Below are 19,433 nucleotides of genomic sequence, written 5' to 3' on the forward strand. Positions count from 1 at the left end.
ATCGCGCCTACCAAACAAAATCCGCTCTGCTGGGCGGTCTAGAAGGGCTCACCGAAAGGTGGGCCCTTTTTTGTTGTTCTCGTTTGGGAAAACTTTGGCCAATCATTGGGCAAACCACCAACGGCAGCAGTTTCAGATCGGCTTTGACCTTGTGATAGATCACTGCCTCCGGCCCATGCCCAGAATGATAATGCGCCGTCATTTTCACATCGGCATGCCCCATCAAGCCCTGAATGTCATCCTGAGCAAATCCCTGTTGCTCATATAGCCAGGCACCCAACGCTCGAATCTCATGAAAGGTTGGCCGCTCATTCGCCGGAATGTGGTCATAGGCCTTTGCTTGCCCAAAGCGAGCGAGTCGCTACTTGATTTGTTATTCAGCAGTTGAATACCGGTGCGTAGCGTTCTTCGCGCTTCTTGAAGTGGACAGGTGCCATCGGGACTTTCTCACCGTTCACGAAAATATCCGGAAAGGTTACGGTGAAGTCATCCATATCCCCTTTGCCCAAGGGTGTTCCCTTGAAGCCCGCGTGGAAGATTTTCCTCGGATCAAAACCGGTTTCCAGCTGTTCAACGCTGACCTGATAAGACTGCCCTGTAGCCAGTTGCACGGTGACCATGGGCGATGCGGCACTCACCCAAAGGTCGGGCGGGGTCTGTTTGAGCGCCGCGCTGCGTTGTTCCGGGGTGTTCAGGTTGAGCAGGTAAGGCGGTTTGTACAGGCGACCGAAGAGGCGCAGTTCCGTGTCAGTTGAGCGCTTGTTGCTTGGCCAGCTGGATGTACCCGGCGGTGCTGCATAAACCAGCACATGAACCCAGTCGAGTTCTTCAGAAAGAGGCGTATAGCTCATCGCCGCCTTTGGCCCGGGGCAGGTACGCTCGAGGAGGGCGTTTTGGCCCACGGCTGATTCTGGATGCAGATAGGGCCCTGTACTGCATCCCGCGAGCAGTACCAACAGCGCATACAAGGTGTGTTTTTTCATAGGGGCAACTCCATTTGCTGCGCGATAAGCCGCTAGTTCGACGTCTGGGCTGCTTGATTCAAGCTAAGAATTTATTTCGAAACTGCAAAATTGAATGCCGGCTCTTGTAGGCTCGCTTTGATCAATGCTGCGAGTTCACGCGTGGCGGGTGTGGGAGCCTCAGTACAGCTATGAATCATGTAACCAAGGTGTGGTACAGGGGGCAAGCCTGAAACGATGTCGAGATGGCCCGGTAGCCCGATGCGGGTTCTTAGCGTCAAGCCTAACCCAGCAGCAACGGCGGCCCATATACCGGCAACGCTGGGGCTGGTCAGGGCGATTCGCCAGGGGATATTCGCGGCATCCAGTGCCTGGGTGGCGGCACTGCGCAACACGCACGGCGCATCAAACAGGATCAATGGCAGCGGTGAGTCATCCATCATGGTTGGCAGTCGTGTGTTACGAGCCCCGATCCAGTGCATCGGCGTTTCACCCAGTCTCGTCGCAAGCGGCGAATTGCGCTCCGTGTCCCATGTTAGGGCCAAGTCCAGGCCGGTGCTTTCTACCATTGAAAGTAATTCAGCGTTTCGCGCAATCCTGACTTCAAGATTCACCATTGGGTAGGCTTGAACGAAGCGTCGCAGGATGTCGCTGAGGAAATGCTCCCCAAAATCTTCTTGAACTCCGAAGCGAACGGTTCCGGTCGTCTGGCTTTCATGCAGGCTCAAGAAGATCCCGTCGTTGAGCTCCAGTAGCCGGCGGGCGTGGCTGAGCAGGATTTCTCCCACAGGTGTCAAGACCAGGCCACGTCCTGATCTGGCCAACACCGGGGTGCCCATCTGCTCTTCAAGTTTCTTCAATTGAGCGCTCACTGCGGACGTAGATCGACCGAGGCAATCCGCAGCCTTGGCAAAGCTGTTGAACTCAACGCCGGTAACGAAGGTGCGCAATACATCGAGATCGAAAGTTGGACGGCGCATCGGATAATCCACAAATTTGGAACAGTTGATCCTATTAAATCTGATATTCGCAATTACCGCGACTTGATAGTTTTGTCCGATTGACAAGGTAATTCGGGGATTAAGGTCGTGAATACATTAAAGGATAGCGGGCGAGAGCACGTGGGCAGATTCCCGCAAAAGTTTGCCGATTTAACTGACCAAACCCTGTTTGGTGATATGTGGAAGCGAACGCAATTGACACCTCGCGAGCGCAGCCTGGTGACGGTGGCTGCCCTAGTGGCGCTGTACCGGCTGGAGCAACTGCCATTCCATTTGAGTCGAGCGCTGGACAACGGTTTGAGTGATGATGAATTGGAGGAAGTCATGACCCATCTGGCGTTCTATTCAGGCTGGCCGACGGCTGCTTCTGGCCTGAAGCAGCTCAGCGATGTGCAAGCCAGTCGTGCTCCCAGCCAAGGGTAACTATTTATGCCATTTGCACGTATTTCACTGCATCGCGGAAAGTCCGCTGCGTATCTGCAGGCGCTATCCCAAGGGGTGCATGACGCTCTGGTCGAGAGTTTTGAGGTGCCTGGCGCAGATCGCTTCCAGGTCATCCATCAGCATGATGTCGGTGAGCTGATTTTCAATCCCGAGTACCTGGGCGGGCCGCGCAGTCATGATTTTGTGTTGATTGCTATCACCGCTGGCCGTTCACGAAGCGTCGAAACGAAACAGCATTTCTACCGCACTCTGGTCGAGAAACTTAACGAGACTACTGGGCTCAGCGAGGAAGATGTCATGGTGGTAATTACCACCACAGACAGTGAGGATTGGTCGTTTGCTGGCGGTCGGGGTAACTAGCTCCCGCGCTCTTGATAAAGAAAACAGGTCGGCCCAAATTATCTACGTGTACCAGAGGCCAGAACTTGCATGATTGAGTGGTAGTAAATACGAGTCTGTACGGCTTTTAACAATGTTCTTTAGCTACCTGCTTCTATCGCTCCGCCACCGAGCGAGCCTGCTCTGTGCAAGAACCCATTGGTTGCTGCGTAATGACTGAAGTGGCCCGGTTTCTGCGTATAACGGGCAGTCACCAGACCCATTCAAGGACATAAAATGCTTATCGTCTTCAGCGGCCTTCCAGGCACCGGAAAAACGACTATCGCAAGCGAGCTTGCCGGCAGAACGGGTGCCGTCTACCTAAGGGTCGATACCATCGAACAGGCGATTCGAAACGCCGGCGTTCTTGCAAAAGAGGTGGGCAAGAGCGGTTACATGGTCGCCAATGAGCTTGCTCTGAGCAATCTTCGTTTTGGCCACACGGTTATAGTCGACTGTGTAAACCCGGTCGATGAAAGCCGACAGGCATGGAGTGATATTGCTCAGCGCGCTGATGTGCCCTTGGTCAACATTCAGGTGATATGTTCTGACAGGCGCGAGCACCAGCGTCGGGTGGAAACCAGGGAGGTCGATATTCCCGGGCTGACGCCCCCAACCTGGCAGTCTGTTCTCGATCATGAATATGAGGCGTGGGGCACTGCTCCATTCAGCATCGACACGGCCTTGACTTCTAAGGCGCAGGCTGTGGCGCTGATCACTGAAACGCTTTTATCCAGGGCGCGTCTGCTCTGAAGGCGTTCAATGCGCCCCCGGTTCTACTGGAGCCGGTTATCTGTCCGCATCGGAGTGCGATCTGCCTGATGCTTGTCAGCTGCGCTTGTGCGCTGGCCGGCAGCCCCGGATCACACTCCGATGCGACCTCCCGTGAGGGATCGGGCAGTTAGCGACAGGCTGTCGTTGGCGCTGGTTGTTCGGTGCGGTTCTATACCTGTAATTGAAGCTTGATCAGGTCAACTTGCACTGCTTTTTGCAGATTTATTCACCGTCGGTTGTCATTCTGCTCCCCAATTAACCAACACCAAGCAGGCGTAAGTGGGTGGGTCAGGTAGGGCGTGTGCCCCAGTACGCAGTCTTTGCGAGGGCGGGAGCAGCCGCGGGTGTCGAGGAATCATTGGTCGTTTTTATTGTCATATTTATGACCTTTTCTTTCAGGACGCTCAAATGAAGCGCACAACCCTATTGATCCTGGCCGTCTCTAGCGCTTTTCTGCTGGGCGGCTGCGCGCCTGTCTGGTACGACGGGGGGCGGCATGGTCACGATCGAGGTTACGACTCGGGCCGTGGATACGATCGCGGGCATGATGATCGGGGTTATGACCGCGGCTACGATCGTCGCGACAATGATTGCCGTTATGACCGCAATCGCGATCGTGATGACAGGGACGACTGATCCTCTGGTGCTTTAACTGCGCAGCGTGTCATCCACGCTGCGCTTCAGGTTATTAACTGCTGGCTCAATCAATTCCCGCCATTTGTTTCACCTCTGCAATATCCCTGCTTCGCGGAAACAAACCGGACATCTGCCAGCAATTGCGTTCAGGCAAGCTGTGCGCAATTAGTCCCGCCGCGCTCGTTCTGGCACCTAGGGCTGATGAGAACCCTCCTGTAAAACATCGTCCCGGGAATTCCTGCTCCATGCGAACCAGTCTTTCGCTGCCGCTGCTGGCTGCCTTGTCCATTTTGCTTGCGGCCTGTGCCAGCAAGACCATCCCGCCCGAAGAGTTTTCGGGCTATCTGTCCGATTACAGCCAGTTGGCGCAAAAGCAGTTGCCTTCCGGGCAGGCCGTACTGTCCTGGGTAAGCCCTGATCTGGATATCAGCCATTACACCGGCATCTATATCGAGCCAAGCCAGTTTTACCCGTGGGTGTTACCGACCGGGCGGGGGCCACAGTCCACGCTGTCGGCCGTAACCGGTTATTACGATGCTGCGCTCAAGCGCGAACTGGGCAAGGTCATGACGGTTGTCGCGGCCCCGGGCCCTGGCACGCTGATTGTCAGGCCGGCCATAGTCTCGCTCTCGGCTAGTACCCAGGGCCTGCGGTTTTATGAGTATTTGCCCGTGACCCTGCTCGCCGCTGGGGTCAGCACGGCGGTCGGGATGCGTGATCAGGACAGTGAAATCAGCACCGAGATCGCCGTGATCGATGCTGCTGACCAGCAGGTGGTCGCGCAAGTGGTGCGCAAGGGGACAGGGCTGGCGCTGGAAAATGATTCTCAGGTCATGACGCTGGATGATTTCAAGCTGGTGCTCGATGGCTGGGCGCTTGATATGCGCCGCGAATACTTGTCCAGCCGCCATTGAGAGCCGGTCAAGGGTTGGTCCGGGGCTCGCCGAAAGGCGGGCTTTTTTTTGTCTGCGATTTGTCTGGCTCCTTCACACGACTTCAAGTGCCGCCTGAATCTGATCGGCGTACTTGCTCAGGTTATTCATCTCTGTCTGTAACTGACCGGAGCTGGCTGAGTTCAGCACCTTGGACTGGATCAAGGTCAAAGCAGCCGCGACGGCCAGTTCACGTTTGCCTTCCGGGCTGGCAGCACCAAAGGGGGTATCGCCCCGGAGGTTTTTGAAGTGCTCAGACATGATGCTCTCCTTATCGTTGCGGGTTTGAAACCTGTTACTACCGGTAACCGGTAATAACTAAAGTTTAGGGTAGGATTGATGGCGCGCATCGAAAAGGGCCTGAAAACAGCCCGGTAGACATGGTTGTGCCCGAAAGTACCGGCATGAATCTGAGGAACCATCAGGGTGACCAGCGGTGCACCGTTAGTCGCTGCGTAACGTTCAACTTTGTTCATAATGGCGCGGTAATTGCTGTCTGTCGGTCCGCCAATGGATCACTCGTCTAATTGATGTGCATTTCCTGCGCATTTTCCGGTCTTTCCGGCCTTCGCGTATAAGCCTCGTCATTACAAAGGATTGGGTTGATTGGTTGAGAGCGACGCGAGCAGCGCCAAATAAAAATAGCCGTACTCGTCAATAAAATGGCGAATAGCCTGATTGTTTGTGCTTGCAATTACGATATTAATCCAAATTTGTTCAATTTATTGACGATATCATTGTGATGGCTTATTTTGACGCCCTGTTGCTGGCCATGCGTCGTGAATACTCAGTCCGGAAGGAACCTACTTATGAGTCGTACAGACGACATATCGAACTTGTTCAGCAGGTTCGGCGCCACTTCGGACAGTTATCACGAGTTCGACAGTCAGTTCGAATACCCCAATACGCCGCCAGCTCAAGTTAAAGCCTCTGAGCCTGAAGAAGTCACGGCCCCGGTACTTGCTGCTCTGCCACCGGTTGCGCCAGTCTGCGTGGCATTGGCGAAAGCCGAAGATCCGGCACCGCTGATGAGCACTGCCGACGTCGCCATCCCGCTGCGTAATTTGCTCGCTGAAGTAGCGCTTGCTCGTCAGGCCGAAACCGAGGCCCTGCAGGCACAATTGCGCACGCCGCAGTGCAAGGCTCGTGTCGTGGTGCTGGTCTCGGCCAAGGGCGGCGTTGGCAAGACCACGCTGGCCGCCAGCCTGGCAAGCAGCCTGCGTCTGGAGGGTGGCAAGACCCTGGCCATCGACCTTGATCCGCAAAATGCCCTGCACCATCACCTCGGCGTTGAATCCGGCGTGACCGGCATCGGCAGCGCCTGCTGGAGCAGCAATCTGCAGCAGGGATTCAACGATGTACAAGTGCTGCCCTACGGCGTGTTGAGCGATGACCAGCGCTGTGCCCTGGAGCGCGAAGTAAGCCAGGACCGCCACTGGCTGGCACGGCAACTGGAACGCATGGACCTGGGCACACATGACCTGGTGATTGTCGATACGCCCACCGGCCGCTCGGCGTACCTCCAGCAGGCGCTGGATGTGGCCGATCAGGTGCTGGTGGTCACTGCTGCCGACGCGACCAGCTTTATTGCCCTGGAGCATATGGACCGTCTGCTGGGAGCCAACGTTGCGCGCAGCTATGTGGTCAATCAATTTGAGCCCGGGCGCGAGTTTTCCCGCGACATGCTCGAAGTGCTCAAGCGCCGTCTGGGTGCGCAGTTGACGGGGGTAGTAGAGCAGGATCACGGTTTTGGCGAGGCCTTGGCTTACGGCCGCAACCCGTTGACGGTGCCCGTCCGGTCTGTAGGTGGTGAAGGGGTTTTACTGCTTGGCGAACACCTTAAGGCTGCTTTGCAGAACGTCCGTGTAACCGAGAACTCAGCTTCATGAGTCAGTCAAACAGCCCCCCCCCAGGTTGCGCAAAGCCGGTTTCAGCGTTGGGCCCAGTCGCTGTCAGATCATCTTGATCAGTGGCCGGCTGCGGCACGCCGTGCGCTGCTTGCCGGTACCGCAGTGTTTTGCGGGCTTTTGGGCCTGCTGATTATTACCGTACCGTTCGAATTCTATGCGCAGTGCATCTTTGCCATCGGCTGCTTTGTTGCAGCATTGGTGCTGCGCAGGATACCCGGGCGCCTGACCATCCTGATCATGATCGGCCTGTCACTCACGGCCTCGTTGCGCTATATATACTGGCGCTTGACCGAAACCCTGGGGTTCGACGACTGGGTCGACATGGCGTTCGGTTATGGCCTGGTGCTGGCCGAAATCTATGCCCTGGTGGTGCTGGTGTTTGGCTACCTGCAAACGGCCTGGCCGCTGCGGCGCCAGCCGGTATTGCTCAAGGGCCCGCCGAGCGAATGGCCAGTGGTTGACGTGTTTATCCCGTCATACAACGAGACGCTCGATATCGTGAAGCTGACCATCTTTGCCGCTCAGGCAATTGACTGGCCACAGGACAAGCTGCGCGTGCATGTGCTCGATGACGGTCGCCGCGAAGACTTTCGCGAGTTCTGCGAGCAGATCAACGTCAACTACATCACCCGTGACAACAATCGTCATGCCAAGGCCGGTAACCTCAACGAAGCATTGCAGGTCACCAGTGGCGAGTTCGTAGCATTTTTCGATGCCGACCACGTGCCGACCCGCTCTTTCTTGCAAGTGAGCATTGGCTGGTTCCTCAAAGACCCCAAGCTGGCGATGTTGCAAACGCCGCACTTTTTCTTTTCGCCCGACCCGTTCGAAAAAAATCTCGACACCTTCCGTTCGGTGCCCAACGAAGGCGAGTTGTTTTATGGTCTGGTGCAGGACGGCAACGACCTGTGGAACGCCACGTTTTTCTGTGGCTCTTGCGCAGTGATCCGTCGCAAGCCGCTGATGGAAGTCGGCGGGGTGGCGGTCGAAACTGTGACCGAAGATGCCCATACCGCGCTCAAGCTCAACCGCGCCGGCTACAACACTGCTTATCTGGCGATACCGCAGGCAGCGGGTCTGGCCACGGAAAGCCTTTCACGCCACATTAGCCAGCGTATTCGCTGGGCGCGGGGTATGGCGCAGATTTTCCGCACCGACAATCCGCTGTTCGGCAAGGGCCTGAACCTGGGCCAGCGCCTGTGCTACCTCAACGCAATGCTGCATTTCTTCTATGGTTTGCCGCGCTTGGTGTTTTTGACGGCGCCGCTGGCTTTTCTGTTTTTTGATGCGCAAATCTTTCATGCCTCGGGCTTGATGATTGCCGCCTATGCATTGCCGCATATTTTTCATGCCAGCCTCACCAACTCCAGCATTCAGGGGCAATACCGGCATTCGTTCTGGAACGAGGTCTACGAGACAGTACTGGCCTGGTACATCATGGCCCCGGTGCTGGTGGCGCTGGTCAACCCCAAGTTCGGTGGTTTCAACGTGACCGACAAGGGCGGGATCATTGACGAGAAGTACTTCGACTGGAAGCTCGCCCGTCCATATATCGTGCTGCTGACCCTTAACATGGCAGGGATGGCGTACGGGATCGCGCGGCTGGCAATGGGTGAGGAGGGCGCCACGACCACGCTGTTGATCAACCTGTTGTGGACGCTCTACAACGTGATCATCACCAGTGCCGCCGTAGCGGTGGCCAGTGAAACCCGGCAGGTTCGTGCCGAACCGCGGGTTGCGGCCACATTGCCGGTACGCCTGACCCGTGCCGATGGCAGTGTGATAGACGGCGTCACCCAGGATTTTTCGCAAAAAGGCATGGGCTTGCGCCTGCCCCAGGGCGTCAGCGTACCTCAAGGCGAGCAGGTGCAGATTTCGCTATTGCGCAGCCAGCACCTGAGACTGTTCCCGGCTGTGGTTGTATTCAGTCGCGGTGAATTGCTCGGCGTTCAATTTGATGCCCTGACCCTGCGCCAGCAAAGTGATCTGGTACGTCTCACCTTTTCCCGTGCCGACACCTGGGCATCGACCTGGGGTAGCGGGCAGGTTGATACCCCGCTGGTGGCCCTGCGCGGAGTCAGCCGAATTGGTTTTCGCGGTATCCAAGAACTCTTCAAAGCCTCGCTCATGGAAGTGCGCAGCTTGCTGCGCCGTCGCCGCGTCGCCCCATCAAAGCTAGAAAACATCCAGGATAAGTGATGAATTCAACGTCTTCAGTCTTCGCCAATTTGCGCGATCCGCGTCGTGCCCTGGCACGCATTGCGTGTGCCTTGCTGGCTTTGAACAGCGGCGCTGCCTGCGCCGAGAGCGCTCCAGCCGTTGCTGCAACCGGTAGCAATAATTACACCGTGACCCTCAAACAGTTGGGCCGCAATTATCCGATGAACCTGCGTGGTGTGGAATCGAGCGACAGTGTCAGTTTCGATGTGCGGGCCGACTCGATTGTGACGGGTGCCAAGTTGAACTTGCAGTACACCTACTCGCCGGCATTGCTGGAAGAGCTGTCGCAAATCAACGTCATCATCAACGATGAAGTGGCGGCAAGCCTGCCGTTGCCCAAGGACAAAGCCGGGCAACTGCAACAGCATGTCGTCGACATACCGGCGCACCTGATTACCGAGTTCAACCGTCTGAGTTTGCAGTTTATCGGGCACTACACCATGAGTTGCGAAGATCCGCAGCACACCAGCCTGTGGGCCAAGATCAGCAACGCCACCAGCTTGAGCATTGATGTATCGCCCTTGGGTTTACCCAATGATCTGTCCATCTTGCCGTTGCCATTTTTCGCTCGTCGCGATACCCGGGCCCTGGATTTGCCGTTTGTGTTCGTCTCTGCGCCTGACAACGCCACGCTCGAAGCAGCCGGTGCACTGTCGTCGTGGTTTGGCGCCCAAGCCAGTTTTCGGGGTGCACGGTTTTCCTCGAGTTACAACCAGATTCCCGCCAGCGGCAGTGCGGTGGTTTTGATCAGTGGTCCGGATGCGCTGCAGATTGGCAGTATTAGTCTACCGCCAGCGAAGGGCCCGACCCTGACCTTGATGACCAATCCGAATGACGTCAATGCCAAGCTGCTGGTGGTCAGCGGTCGCGACGGTGCCGAACTCAAGAGTGCCGCAACTGCTTTGGTACTGGGCAGCCAGGCCTTGTCGGGCAGCAGCGTGGTGATCGATCGATTGCAGGTGGTGCAGCCCCGCAAGCCCTATGACGCGCCGAACTGGTTGCCCAGTGATCGCCCGGTAAAGATTGGTGAGTTGATGCAGGCCAAGCAACTGGCGGTGTCCGGCTACAACCCGGGTGACATCACCGTGCCGTTGAATTTTCCGCCGGATTTGTTTACCTGGCGTAACGAAGGCGCGCCGCTGAATCTTAAATACCGCTATACGCCGCAAGAGAAGTCCTACAATTCGTCGTTCATTATCAGTTTTAATGACGCGCTGATTCAGTCGCAGAACCTGCTGTCCCGGGACAGGCTCGACAGCAGTGTGCTCAGAACACTGAAGTCAGACGACAGCCTTGACCGCGAAACCAATGTGTTGCTGCCCCTGAACTCGGTGGCCCTGCAGTCCCGCCTGCAGTTGCGCTATATGTTCGATTACATCAAGCAGGGCCAATGTAACGACATCATCATTGACAATATGCGCGGTGCGATTGATCCCGAGTCGACCCTTGATTTGAGCGGCTACGACCACTTTATCGCCATGCCCAACCTGGGCGTGTTCAAGGATTCCGGCTTTCCGTTTACCCGTCTGGCTGACCTGTCGCAAACCGCCATGGTGTTGCCGGATGATGCCGGGGTTGCTGATTTGAATGCCTACCTCACACTGCTCGGCCGATTTGGCCAGTCCACCGGCTACCCGGCTACTGGCGTACAGGTGATTCAGGCGGATCAGGTGGCGGGCGCTGCGGACAAGGACTTGCTGGTGCTGGCGTCCGGTGCCAATCAGCCCTTGCTGGCACATTGGGCCGATCGCCTGCCCGCTAACGATGGCGAAGGCCAGCAGAGCTTCCATTTATCTGACTTGCCGATGCGGCTACGTGACTGGTTTAGCCCCGATCCTGAAGCCAATATTCGCAAGACGCGGTTGGCGATGGCGTTTTCCGGTGGCGCGCGTAGCACTTACCTGACCGGTTTCGAATCGCCGCTTAAAAAAGGGCGCAGTGTTGTGGTTATTGCCAGTGGTCAACCGCAAGGTCTGGCCGATGCCACAAATGCACTGATCGGAGGTGAGGATTACACCCATTCGATCCAGGGCAGTCTGGTGGTGGTACGCGGTAAAAACATCGAGCCTCTGGTGGCGGACGAGCAGTACTACGTTGGCAGCCTGGGGCCTATCAAGTACCTGCAATGGTTGATGTCGCGCCATGTGGTCTTGTCCCTGCTGCTGACCGGTCTGGGGGTGATTTTGCTCAGTGGTCTGGCTTATCTGGCACTGCGCGCACGCGCCAACAAACGACTAGGTAACTGACGGCTCATGGGGTTCTTCGCGATCAAACGTTTTAATTCCTCACCGCGGCGCCTGCATCGTGCGCTGCTGTGGTTGGCAGGCGCTCTGGCAGGTATCGCCCTGACCCCCGCGATGGCCAAGGACACCAGGTGCCAAAAAGCCGACTGGCCGCTGTGGCAAGCCTACGCTTCGCGCTTTGTACAGGCTGACGGCCGTATGCTGGAGTCCAGCCCACAGCTCAACCAAAGCTCTTCCGAAGGTCAGTCCTACGGGATGTTATTTGCATTGATCGGCAATGATCAGGCGCGCTTTGACAGGTTATGGCAATGGACCTTGGCCAATATGGCTGGCGCCGACGTGAGCACGCGTTTGCCAGGCTGGTTGTGGGGGCAGGGCAAGGACGGGACGTGGCAATTGCAGGACGCCAATTCAGCGTCCGACTCGGACTTGTGGATTGCCTATTCGTTGCTCGAAGCGGCACGTCTGTGGCAGCGCCCGGACTACCGCGAGGCAGCCTTGCATCTGCTTGAAAACATCCAGAGCCAACTGGTCGTGAGCTTGCCCGGTCTGGGCAAAATGGTGTTGCCCGGGCCTCAAGGCTTTGTGCAGCCAGATCATCTGTGGCGCTTGAATCCCAGCTATCTGCCGCTGCCGTTGCTGCGGCGGCTGGCCATGCAGGCACCGGCCGGGCCGTGGAAAGAAATTGCCGAAAACACCGTGAAAATGGTCAAGGCTTCCAGCCCCAAGGGCTATGTTGCCGACTGGATCGGCTATCGTGCCACCGGGCCGAACAGCGGTCTGTTCGTGGTCGATCCGGTTAATGGCGAACTGGGCAGTTACGACGCGATTCGCGTTTACCTGTGGGCAGGCATGACGCCCAAATCCGATGTGTTGGCAGCACCGTTGCTGGCGCGACTGGAGGGTATGGCGAACAGCACGGCTTCCACCGGCATTCCACCGGAAAAGGTCCAGGTCAGGAGCGGTACGCTAGAGGGGCAGGGGCCGTTCGGCTTCTCCGCCGCGCTGATTCCTTACTTCCAGGCCAAAGGCCAGCCCTGGCTTGCCCAAGCTCAGCAGCGTCGAACCGAGCTAGCCCTCACGAAGGCGCTGGGGCAGGCCGATGGCGAACGTACCGAGCCTTTGTATTACAACGTCATGCTTAGCCTGTTCGCACTCGGCTGGGCAGAAAACCGCTTTCAGTTTCGTGATGACGGAACACTCAAACTGTCTTGGGAGACGTCATGCGTCCGCACCGCCACGCACTAGCTATCGGGATTCTAACCGCAGTCATCGGCACAGCCGTCCACGCCGATACCAGCGACGTGCAAGCGCGGCTGGTCGAACAGGGTCAGTACTGGCAAGGCCGCGCCAATGCACAACGGGCGGCCGAGGCCTGGGAAAAAGTCTTGCGTCTGGACCCCAATCAAGTGGATGCCCTTTATGGTATGGGCTTTGCCAGCCTCAAACAGAACAAGCCCGAGCAAGCAAGGCAATACCTGGCGCGTTTGCAGGCCCTGTCGCCCCGACCGTGGCTGGCGGCGCAGCTGGAACAGGATATTGCCCTGACTGAGACGCAGAACAAAGCACTGCTGGATGAGGCCCGACGTCTGGTCGATAGCGATCAGCGAGATGAGGCGACTCAGGTGTTTGCCAAACTGTTTGCCGGTCGCACACCGTCAGGTACGGTGGGACGTGAGTATTACAACAACCTGGCGTTCAATCCTGCAGGTTGGCCAGAAGCGCGAAAAGGCATGGAGCGCTTGCTGCGCGAGACGCCCAACGACTCGACTCTGGCGCTGTTTCTGGCCAAGCAACTGATTCGTTACGAAGACAGTCGCCCTGAAGGTATCCGTAATCTGGCCAAGCTATCGACCCGGCCCGACATCGGCGGTGACGCTGATGAAAGCTGGCGTCTGGCGCTGGTCTGGTCCGGTCCGCCGAGTGCTGCCCAGGTGCCGTTGTTCGAAGCCTTTTTAAAGGCTCATCCAGATGATCAGGAAATTCGTGACCTGCTGAACAAAGGTAAATTGAAAGCCAGCACTGCAGACCGTGTACCGGCCTGGCAACCTGATCCGCTGGTCGAGCGTGGGCTCAAGGCGTTGGATAAAGGTGATCAGGCGGGTGCCGAGCAAGCCTTTGCCGCACGCTTGAAAAACAAGCCGAATGATCCTGATGCTTTGGGTGGGCTCGGTGTGGTGCGTCAGCAACAGGACCGTCTGAGCGAAGCTGAGCAACTTTTGAACCGCGCTATCGGCAACGGCGGCTCGCGCTGGAAGCCGGCGCTGGATAACGTGCGCTACTGGGCTTTGCTGCAACAGGCGCGCAACCAGGCCAAGAGCCAGCCCGCCAAGGCCCGGGAAAGCATTGCCCAGGCAATGCGAGTGAACCCCAGGGGCATCGAGGCACGTTTGGCCCTCGCGGATATTCAGGCTCAGAACGGTCAGCTCGATGAGGCTCAAGCCAGTTACCGTCAGGTGCTGAGTGTGCAGAAGGACAATGCTCAGGCCGTACAAGGGCTGGTCAATGTTCTGTCGCAAGCGGGGCAGGCCGATGAGGCCTTGCGCCTGCTAGATACCCTGACCCCGGCCCAGCAGGCCGAAATGGGCGGTGGCGGTCGACTGCGTGCGCTGCGCTCCACGCAGGCTGCGGCATTGGCCGAGCAGCGTGGCGATACCCGGGGCGCACAACAAGCTTTGGTGCAAGCGGTCAAAGATGACCCGGACAACGTCTGGACCCGTTTTGATCTCGCCCGCCTTTACCTAAAAACCGGTGAGCCGCAAAAAGCCCGCGTTCTGATCGACAGCTACCTCAAAGCCCATCCGACAGATGTTGACGCCCTCTATACCAGTGCTCTGCTCTCAGTGGAAATGGAGCAGTGGGACGCTGCTCAGGCTGCCATAAGCCGGATTCCAGTGGGTCGTCGCACCGCAGATATGAACGATTTGGCGGATCAGATCACGCTGACGGTGCAGGTCAAGCTCGCTGCCACCATGGCCAAGCGTGGCCAGCGTCAGGAAGCCCTGGCACTGCTCGACCGGTTGCAACCGATGGCGAGCCGCAGTCCGGATCGTATGGCAACGCTGGCCTCGGCTTATGTGGACACAGGAGATTCCACGCGAGCGTTGACCATGATGCGCGATGTGATCAACCAGACACCTACACCTTCCGCCGACTTGATGTTGCAGTACGCCAATCTGCTGCTCAAGACGGGTAATGATGCCCAGGTCAACTCGATCCTGCGCGGCCTGCAAAACCAGCGAATGAGCGTTGCCACACGCAAACGTTTCGACGACCTGCTGTATCAGTACCGCATTCGTCAGGCCGATCTGCTGCGTGAAGGCGGTGACCTGGCGGGCGCTTATGACACTCTGGCACCGGCGCTGGCATCGCGGCCTGGGGACGCCGGTGCGACTTCGGCGCTGGCGCGGATGTACGTCAGCAGCGGCAATAACGCCAAGGCGTTTGAGCTGTACAAGCCTTTGCTGCAACGTCAGCCCAACGATCCGCAAATCCTCCTCAATGCCGCGGACGCTGCGGTTCTGGCCCGAGATAACGGCTACGCCGAGCGTGCGCTGGAGCAGTTTGTGAAACTGCAAAACTACGACCCGCAGTCTTTGACCGAAGCGGCACGAATCTACCGCAGCATGGGCAAGAGCGCTCAGGCTGCGCACCTGTTGCGCAAGGCCGTGGACATCGAGCAAACCGAGAAAAAACGCAACCTTACGGCTCAGGCCGGCGTATCTGGCGTTGCGCCGAACCCGTTCGCCGGCTTGTCGGGCCCAGCCAATCAGATGGGGCGTGGGGCCATCGATGCGATTCCCGCGCCCGCCCAAACCACGCTCGATTCGAGCGCTTATATGGCAGACGACAATGCGCTGTTGGCCAGCGATGTCTATCCGGGGCAACCCCTGCCTTCCAGGACAGGCAATGGCACCTTGCCGGTGGGACGTAATGCTGGTGCCGGGGCTAATCCATTTTTACCCCAAGGCACGGTCAATGTGGCGGTGGACCAAGCCAGTTCGGCCCAGCGTGCGCTGGACAGTATCCTCCAGGAGCGCAGTGCCTACGTGACCCAGGGCGTCACTATTCGCAACAACGACAGTGAGCCTGGCCTTGGCAAAATGACCGATATCGAAACACCGCTGGAAATTAACTTTCCGGCGGGTGACAACCGTATCGCCGTACGTGTGACACCGGTGTCCCTGAATGCGGGTAGGGTGGGTGTTTATGCCGCCGAACGCTTTGGTAGTGGCAAAGAGTCAACCGAGGGGATTGGCGCCCAGCGTGAGAGTGGTGTGGGTGTGAGCGTTGGCTACGCTCGCCCGGATGAAGGCATCAAGGCCGACCTCGGTACCACGCCGATCGGCTTTCAATACAGCACCGTGGCCGGTGGCGTGAGTGTCGATCGCCCGCTCGCCAGCAATTCCAATGTGCGTTATGGCGTCAATGTTTCACGCCGCCCGGTGATCGACAGCGTAACGTCATTCGCCGGTACCACTGATGAGCGCACCGGGCAGACGTGGGGTGGCGTAACGGCTAACGGCGGCCGTGGTCAACTGAGCTATGACAATCAGGCTGTCGGCGCCTATGGCTACGGCGCCTGGCACAAGCTGCTGGGTCATAACGTCGAATCCAACAGCCGTGCCGAACTGGGCGGTGGAGTGTATTGGTATTTGCAAAACACCGAGGACAGCAAGCTGACCCTGGGTCTGAGCGCTACCGGCATGAGTTTTGAGAACAACCAGAACTTCTTTACTTATGGCCACGGCGGCTACTTCAGCCCGCAAAGCTACTTTGCCCTGGGCGTGCCGGTGGCCTGGTCGCAGCGCACCGATCGCTTCAGCTACCAGGTCAAGGGCTCGGTGGGCGTTCAGTACACCCATCAGGCCGGTGCCGACTACTTCCCCGGTGACAAGGACATGCAGGCCACCAACGACCAGCGCTACTCCGGCGAGAGCAAGACTGGCGTCGGTTACAGCCTGGCCGCTGCCGGTGAGTACAAGTTCGGGTCGAGCGTTTTCCTGGGGGCCAATTTGGGTCTGGATAATGCTCAGGACTACCAGCAAATCACCGGGGCGATGTACCTGCGCTATATGTTTGAAAATATGAATGGCCCTATGGAGCTGCCGGTCAGCCCATACAGTTCGCCTTATTCCAATTGATGTCCTGGAGACTTTAAATGCCTTCTTCCGTTCTTGCCGGTATGACCCTTCTTGTTCTAGGGGAAAGCCACATGAGCCTGCCTAACTGTTTGATGGAGCCGCTGCACGCCAACCTGACCCAGCAGGGCGCAAATGTGCACTCGATTGGCGCGTGCGGTGCCGGTGCCGGCGATTGGTTGATTACCAAAAAAGTCGATTGTGGAGCCGAAGAAAAGGGTAACGGTAAAATTGTGATCAGGGGGCGTGACGCGACCACTACGCCGATCAAGGAGTTGCTTGCAGCGGATAAACCGGATCTGGTGGTGCTGGTGATTGCAGACACTATGGCCTCTTACGACAAGCCGGTGTTTCCCAAGGCGTGGGCGTGGCAAAACGTGTCTGCCCTGGCCAAGGAAATTACCGCCAATGGCGCCAAGTGCGCCTGGGTAGGCCCGGCGTGGGGCAAGGAAGGTGGCATGTACAAGAAGAACGATGCCCGCACCAAGCTGATATCTGCGTTCCTGGCGACCAATGTTGCACCTTGTACTTACATCGATTCGCTGGAGTTTTCCAAGCCGGGGCAGTGGGTGACCACTGACGGCCAGCATTTTACTGTAGCGGGTTACAAATCCTGGGCCAACGCCATCGGTGATGCATTGGGCAAGCTGCCCCCTGAAGCGGTCAGTGCCAAGGGTGCAAACAAGTGATCCGAGCTGTATTGAGCGCGGCAGTGTTGTTTTGCAGCGCGCATGCGCTGGCTGCCGACGTTGCGCTGTACCCCACTGGCCCCGATCAGGACGCTGCCTTTATCCGCTTCGTCAACGCCACCGCTGCCCCTCTGGACGTAATGGGCCAGCCCGGGCAACCACCGTTGCGCCTTGAAACGGCAGCGCCTGCTTCATTGTTGTTCCCGGTGGATTCGGGCAAGGCCGTCAGGGGCTCGCTGGCCAGTGGTGCGCACCAGTTGGCCCTGGACCTCAAGGTCGAGCCCGGTGAGTTCGCGACCATTGTGGTGGTGCCGCAAGGCGACGGGATCGAACAAGTCGCCGTGCGCGATACACCGGATGACTTCAACGGCCTCAAGGCTTCGCTGGCGTTTGTCAATGTCGACAAGTCCTGCAGCGATGCCAGTCTGCGTCCTGCCGGGCGCACGGGCGATCTGTTCAAGGCGGTACCGTTCGCCAGTCTGCAGCGACGTTCAATCAACCCGGTAAACCTGTCAGTGCAACTGGTATGTGCCAACGCCAACACCGGTGCGCCGTTGGACCTGGGCGCACTCAAGGCTGGCGAACGCTACAGCGTGCTGCTGCTGCCATCTGCCAGCGGGCCGCGTTTGTTGAGTACCACGGACACGCTGTCCCACTGATCGGATTCTGCTGCCACCATGGTCTTCGCCTCACTCGAGTTCCTGACGCTGTTTTTACCGGCCTTTATGCTGGTCTACGCCCTGGGCAAGCCGCAGTGGCGCAACGTGATTCTGTTGATCGGCAGCTGGCTGTTTTATGGCTGGTTGAACCCGATGTTCCTCGCGTTGCATGTGGCATTGACGGTCGTGGCATGGCTTGGCGGGTTGCTCATCGATCGCAGCCGAGAGGACTCCCGGGGCAGGGTGCGGCTGTTGATCGCGCTGATCGTGTTCAACACGGCGGTGCTGTGCTGGTACAAGTACGCCAATATCCTGGCCGCGACCTGGATTGACTGGATCACGTATCCGGGGGCGATGCCGCTGGAATGGCAGCGGGTGGCGCTGCCCGCCGGGCTGTCGTTTATCGTGCTGCAGGTGATTTCCTATCTGGTGGATGTACATCGCCACACCGTGCCGGTGGAGCGCAGCTTTATCAATTACGCCACCTATATCTCGATGTTCGGCCACTCGATTGCGGGGCCGATCATTCGTTATGACTGGGTGCGTCGCGAACTTACCCAACGTTATTTCGACTGGCAGAATTTCTCCCTGGGTGCGCGCCGTTTCATGATCGGCATGTGCATGAAAGTGCTGGTTGCCGACACCCTGTCGCCGCTGGTGGATGTTGCGTTTCACCTCGACAACCCTTCTTTTGTCGACGCCTGGATCGGCTGCCTGGCCTACTCGCTGCAACTGTTTTTCGACTTTGCAGGCTATAGCGCCATGGCCATTGGCCTGGGCCTGATGCTGGGTTTTCATTTCCCGGAAAACTTCTACCAGCCGTATCTGGCCAGCAGCATTCAGGACTTCTGGCGGCGCTGGCACATGTCGTTGTCCAGCTGGCTGCGGGACTATCTTTATATCGCCCTGGGCGGCAACCGCAACGGTGCCTGGAAAACCTATCGCAACCTGTTCCTGACCATGGCCATTGCGGGGCTGTGGCATGGCGGTGACAGCTGGAACTACCTGCTATGGGGCGCGGCCCACGGTATTGCGCTGTGTGTGGACCGGTTGTGGTCGCGTTCCAGCCTGCCGCGCATTCCGTCATGGTTGTCACATACATTGACGCTGCTGTTTGTGTTTATGGCCTGGACCTTGTTCCGCGCTCAGGATTTTGCTTCGGCCCTGAATATGTACGCCGGTCAGTTGGGTTTGCACGAGTTTGCCCTGGGCGACGCGCTGGCCGTGACCCTGCGCTCGGCTCACGGCCTGGCGGCATTGCTGGGGGTGGCGTGCATCATCGCGCCGTTGTTCAAGCGCCGGTATGAAGAGCGTTTTGGTGCGCAATTCTGGTTTGCGCCGATGGCGGCGCTGTGGCCAGTCGCGGGTTTTCTGCTGTCGTTCGCCTTGATAGCGAGCCGTGAAGCGGTGCCCTTTCTGTACTTCCAGTTCTGATGGTCGCGCC

At 57.9% G+C, this 19,433-nt stretch carries 17 protein-coding genes; 13 read left to right on the top strand and 4 right to left on the bottom strand.

Going from position 1 to position 19,433, the window contains the following annotated elements; translation table 11 throughout:
* Positions 1-7: 7 nt before the first annotated feature.
* The 3 genes from GHN92_RS09150 to GHN92_RS09160 form a co-directional block, all read right to left on the bottom strand.
* Positions 8-322, bottom strand: coding sequence for a tyrosine-type recombinase/integrase (locus tag GHN92_RS09150; RefSeq protein ID WP_095024246.1), 315 nt, complete (start codon positions 320-322; stop codon positions 8-10).
* A 55-nt stretch (positions 323-377) separates the two neighbouring features.
* Complete coding sequence (locus tag GHN92_RS09155) at positions 378-983, bottom strand: hypothetical protein (protein WP_095024247.1); 606 nt, start codon at positions 981-983, stop codon at positions 378-380.
* 71 nt (positions 984-1,054) lie between these two features.
* The gene (locus tag GHN92_RS09160) at positions 1,055-1,942 is read right to left on the bottom strand and encodes a LysR substrate-binding domain-containing protein (RefSeq protein WP_153379916.1); all 888 of its coding nucleotides are present in this window, start codon (positions 1,940-1,942) and stop codon (positions 1,055-1,057) included.
* Between the two features lie 108 nt (positions 1,943-2,050).
* On the opposite strand from GHN92_RS09160, the gene GHN92_RS09165 reads away from it, so the two are divergent.
* From GHN92_RS09165 to GHN92_RS09185, 5 genes are all read left to right on the top strand, one after another.
* On the top strand, positions 2,051-2,386 hold the full coding sequence (locus GHN92_RS09165) for a carboxymuconolactone decarboxylase family protein (protein ID WP_095018802.1): 336 nt from the start codon (positions 2,051-2,053) through the stop codon (positions 2,384-2,386).
* Between the two features lie 6 nt (positions 2,387-2,392).
* Positions 2,393-2,767, top strand: coding sequence for a tautomerase family protein (locus GHN92_RS09170; protein WP_095024250.1), 375 nt, complete (start codon positions 2,393-2,395; stop codon positions 2,765-2,767).
* Positions 2,768-3,022: 255 nt separating this feature from the next.
* Positions 3,023-3,538, top strand: a complete 516-nt coding sequence (locus GHN92_RS09175) for an AAA family ATPase (protein WP_133144365.1) — start codon at positions 3,023-3,025, stop codon at positions 3,536-3,538.
* Positions 3,539-4,055: 517 nt separating this feature from the next.
* Positions 4,056-4,211, top strand: a complete 156-nt coding sequence (locus GHN92_RS24330) for a hypothetical protein (protein ID WP_153379918.1) — start codon at positions 4,056-4,058, stop codon at positions 4,209-4,211.
* A gap of 229 nt (positions 4,212-4,440) precedes the next feature.
* Complete coding sequence (locus GHN92_RS09185) at positions 4,441-5,109, top strand: DUF3313 domain-containing protein (protein WP_095031848.1); 669 nt, start codon at positions 4,441-4,443, stop codon at positions 5,107-5,109.
* A 72-nt stretch (positions 5,110-5,181) separates the two neighbouring features.
* Here the strand turns inward: GHN92_RS09185 and GHN92_RS09190 are convergent, their stop codons facing one another.
* Positions 5,182-5,388 carry a hypothetical protein gene (locus GHN92_RS09190; protein ID WP_095002319.1) on the bottom strand — a complete coding sequence of 69 codons (207 nt, stop codon included), beginning with the start codon at positions 5,386-5,388 and terminating at the stop codon, positions 5,182-5,184.
* 548 nt (positions 5,389-5,936) lie between these two features.
* Between GHN92_RS09190 and bcsQ the strand changes: the two genes are divergently transcribed.
* The 8 genes from bcsQ to GHN92_RS09230 are packed head-to-tail and all read left to right on the top strand — an operon-like array spanning position 5,937 to position 19,423.
* Positions 5,937-7,016 (top strand): cellulose biosynthesis protein BcsQ, encoded by a 1,080-nt coding sequence (bcsQ, locus tag GHN92_RS09195; RefSeq protein WP_153379920.1) that lies wholly within the window; start codon positions 5,937-5,939, stop codon positions 7,014-7,016.
* Between the two features lie 60 nt (positions 7,017-7,076).
* Positions 7,077-9,236: a UDP-forming cellulose synthase catalytic subunit gene (bcsA, locus tag GHN92_RS09200; protein ID WP_153379922.1), complete on the top strand. Its 2,160-nt coding sequence runs from the start codon at positions 7,077-7,079 to the stop codon at positions 9,234-9,236.
* The gene (gene bcsB / locus GHN92_RS09205) at positions 9,236-11,503 is read left to right on the top strand and encodes a cellulose biosynthesis cyclic di-GMP-binding regulatory protein BcsB (protein ID WP_153379924.1); all 2,268 of its coding nucleotides are present in this window, start codon (positions 9,236-9,238) and stop codon (positions 11,501-11,503) included. The genes bcsA and bcsB overlap by 1 nt, the downstream gene beginning before the upstream one ends.
* Before the next feature lie 6 nt (positions 11,504-11,509).
* Positions 11,510-12,748 carry a cellulose synthase complex periplasmic endoglucanase BcsZ gene (bcsZ, locus tag GHN92_RS09210; RefSeq protein WP_095018810.1) on the top strand — a complete coding sequence of 413 codons (1,239 nt, stop codon included), beginning with the start codon at positions 11,510-11,512 and terminating at the stop codon, positions 12,746-12,748.
* Positions 12,724-16,644, top strand: a complete 3,921-nt coding sequence (locus GHN92_RS09215; protein ID WP_133144368.1) for a cellulose biosynthesis protein BcsC — start codon at positions 12,724-12,726, stop codon at positions 16,642-16,644. The genes bcsZ and GHN92_RS09215 overlap by 25 nt, the downstream gene beginning before the upstream one ends.
* Positions 16,645-16,661: 17 nt before the next feature.
* Positions 16,662-17,330: an SGNH/GDSL hydrolase family protein gene (locus tag GHN92_RS09220; RefSeq protein WP_095025060.1), complete on the top strand. Its 669-nt coding sequence runs from the start codon at positions 16,662-16,664 to the stop codon at positions 17,328-17,330.
* Entirely contained in the window at positions 17,327-17,989 is a 663-nt protein-coding gene (locus GHN92_RS09225) for an alginate O-acetyltransferase AlgF (protein WP_133144369.1), read from the top strand. Before GHN92_RS09220 ends, GHN92_RS09225 begins: the two co-directional genes overlap by 4 nt.
* A gap of 18 nt (positions 17,990-18,007) precedes the next feature.
* Positions 18,008-19,423 (top strand): MBOAT family protein, encoded by a 1,416-nt coding sequence (locus GHN92_RS09230; RefSeq protein ID WP_153379926.1) that lies wholly within the window; start codon positions 18,008-18,010, stop codon positions 19,421-19,423.
* The last annotated feature ends 10 nt before the right edge of the window (positions 19,424-19,433 follow it).

Source organism: Pseudomonas sp. FSL R10-2964, from assembly GCF_009600035.1.
Classification (GTDB): domain Bacteria; phylum Pseudomonadota; class Gammaproteobacteria; order Pseudomonadales; family Pseudomonadaceae; genus Aquipseudomonas; species Aquipseudomonas bubulae.

Excerpts from the sequence above, each read along its gene's own strand:
- bcsB (WP_153379924.1), top strand. The coding sequence starts at position 9,236 with ATGAATTCAACGTCTTCAGTCTTCGCCAATTTGCGCGATCCGCGTCGT.
- GHN92_RS09155 (WP_095024247.1), bottom strand. The coding sequence starts at position 983 with ATGAAAAAACACACCTTGTATGCGCTGTTGGTACTGCTCGCGGGATGC.
- GHN92_RS09230 (WP_153379926.1), top strand. The coding sequence starts at position 18,008 with ATGGTCTTCGCCTCACTCGAGTTCCTGACGCTGTTTTTACCGGCCTTT.
- GHN92_RS09215 (WP_133144368.1), top strand. The coding sequence starts at position 12,724 with ATGCGTCCGCACCGCCACGCACTAGCTATCGGGATTCTAACCGCAGTC.
- GHN92_RS24330 (WP_153379918.1), top strand. The coding sequence starts at position 4,056 with ATGGTCACGATCGAGGTTACGACTCGGGCCGTGGATACGATCGCGGGC.
- GHN92_RS09160 (WP_153379916.1), bottom strand. The coding sequence starts at position 1,942 with ATGCGCCGTCCAACTTTCGATCTCGATGTATTGCGCACCTTCGTTACC.
- GHN92_RS09190 (WP_095002319.1), bottom strand. The coding sequence starts at position 5,388 with ATGTCTGAGCACTTCAAAAACCTCCGGGGCGATACCCCCTTTGGTGCT.
- bcsQ (WP_153379920.1), top strand. The coding sequence starts at position 5,937 with ATGAGTCGTACAGACGACATATCGAACTTGTTCAGCAGGTTCGGCGCC.
- bcsZ (WP_095018810.1), top strand. The coding sequence starts at position 11,510 with ATGGGGTTCTTCGCGATCAAACGTTTTAATTCCTCACCGCGGCGCCTG.
- GHN92_RS09170 (WP_095024250.1), top strand. The coding sequence starts at position 2,393 with ATGCCATTTGCACGTATTTCACTGCATCGCGGAAAGTCCGCTGCGTAT.
- GHN92_RS09175 (WP_133144365.1), top strand. The coding sequence starts at position 3,023 with ATGCTTATCGTCTTCAGCGGCCTTCCAGGCACCGGAAAAACGACTATC.
- GHN92_RS09185 (WP_095031848.1), top strand. The coding sequence starts at position 4,441 with ATGCGAACCAGTCTTTCGCTGCCGCTGCTGGCTGCCTTGTCCATTTTG.
- GHN92_RS09220 (WP_095025060.1), top strand. The coding sequence starts at position 16,662 with ATGCCTTCTTCCGTTCTTGCCGGTATGACCCTTCTTGTTCTAGGGGAA.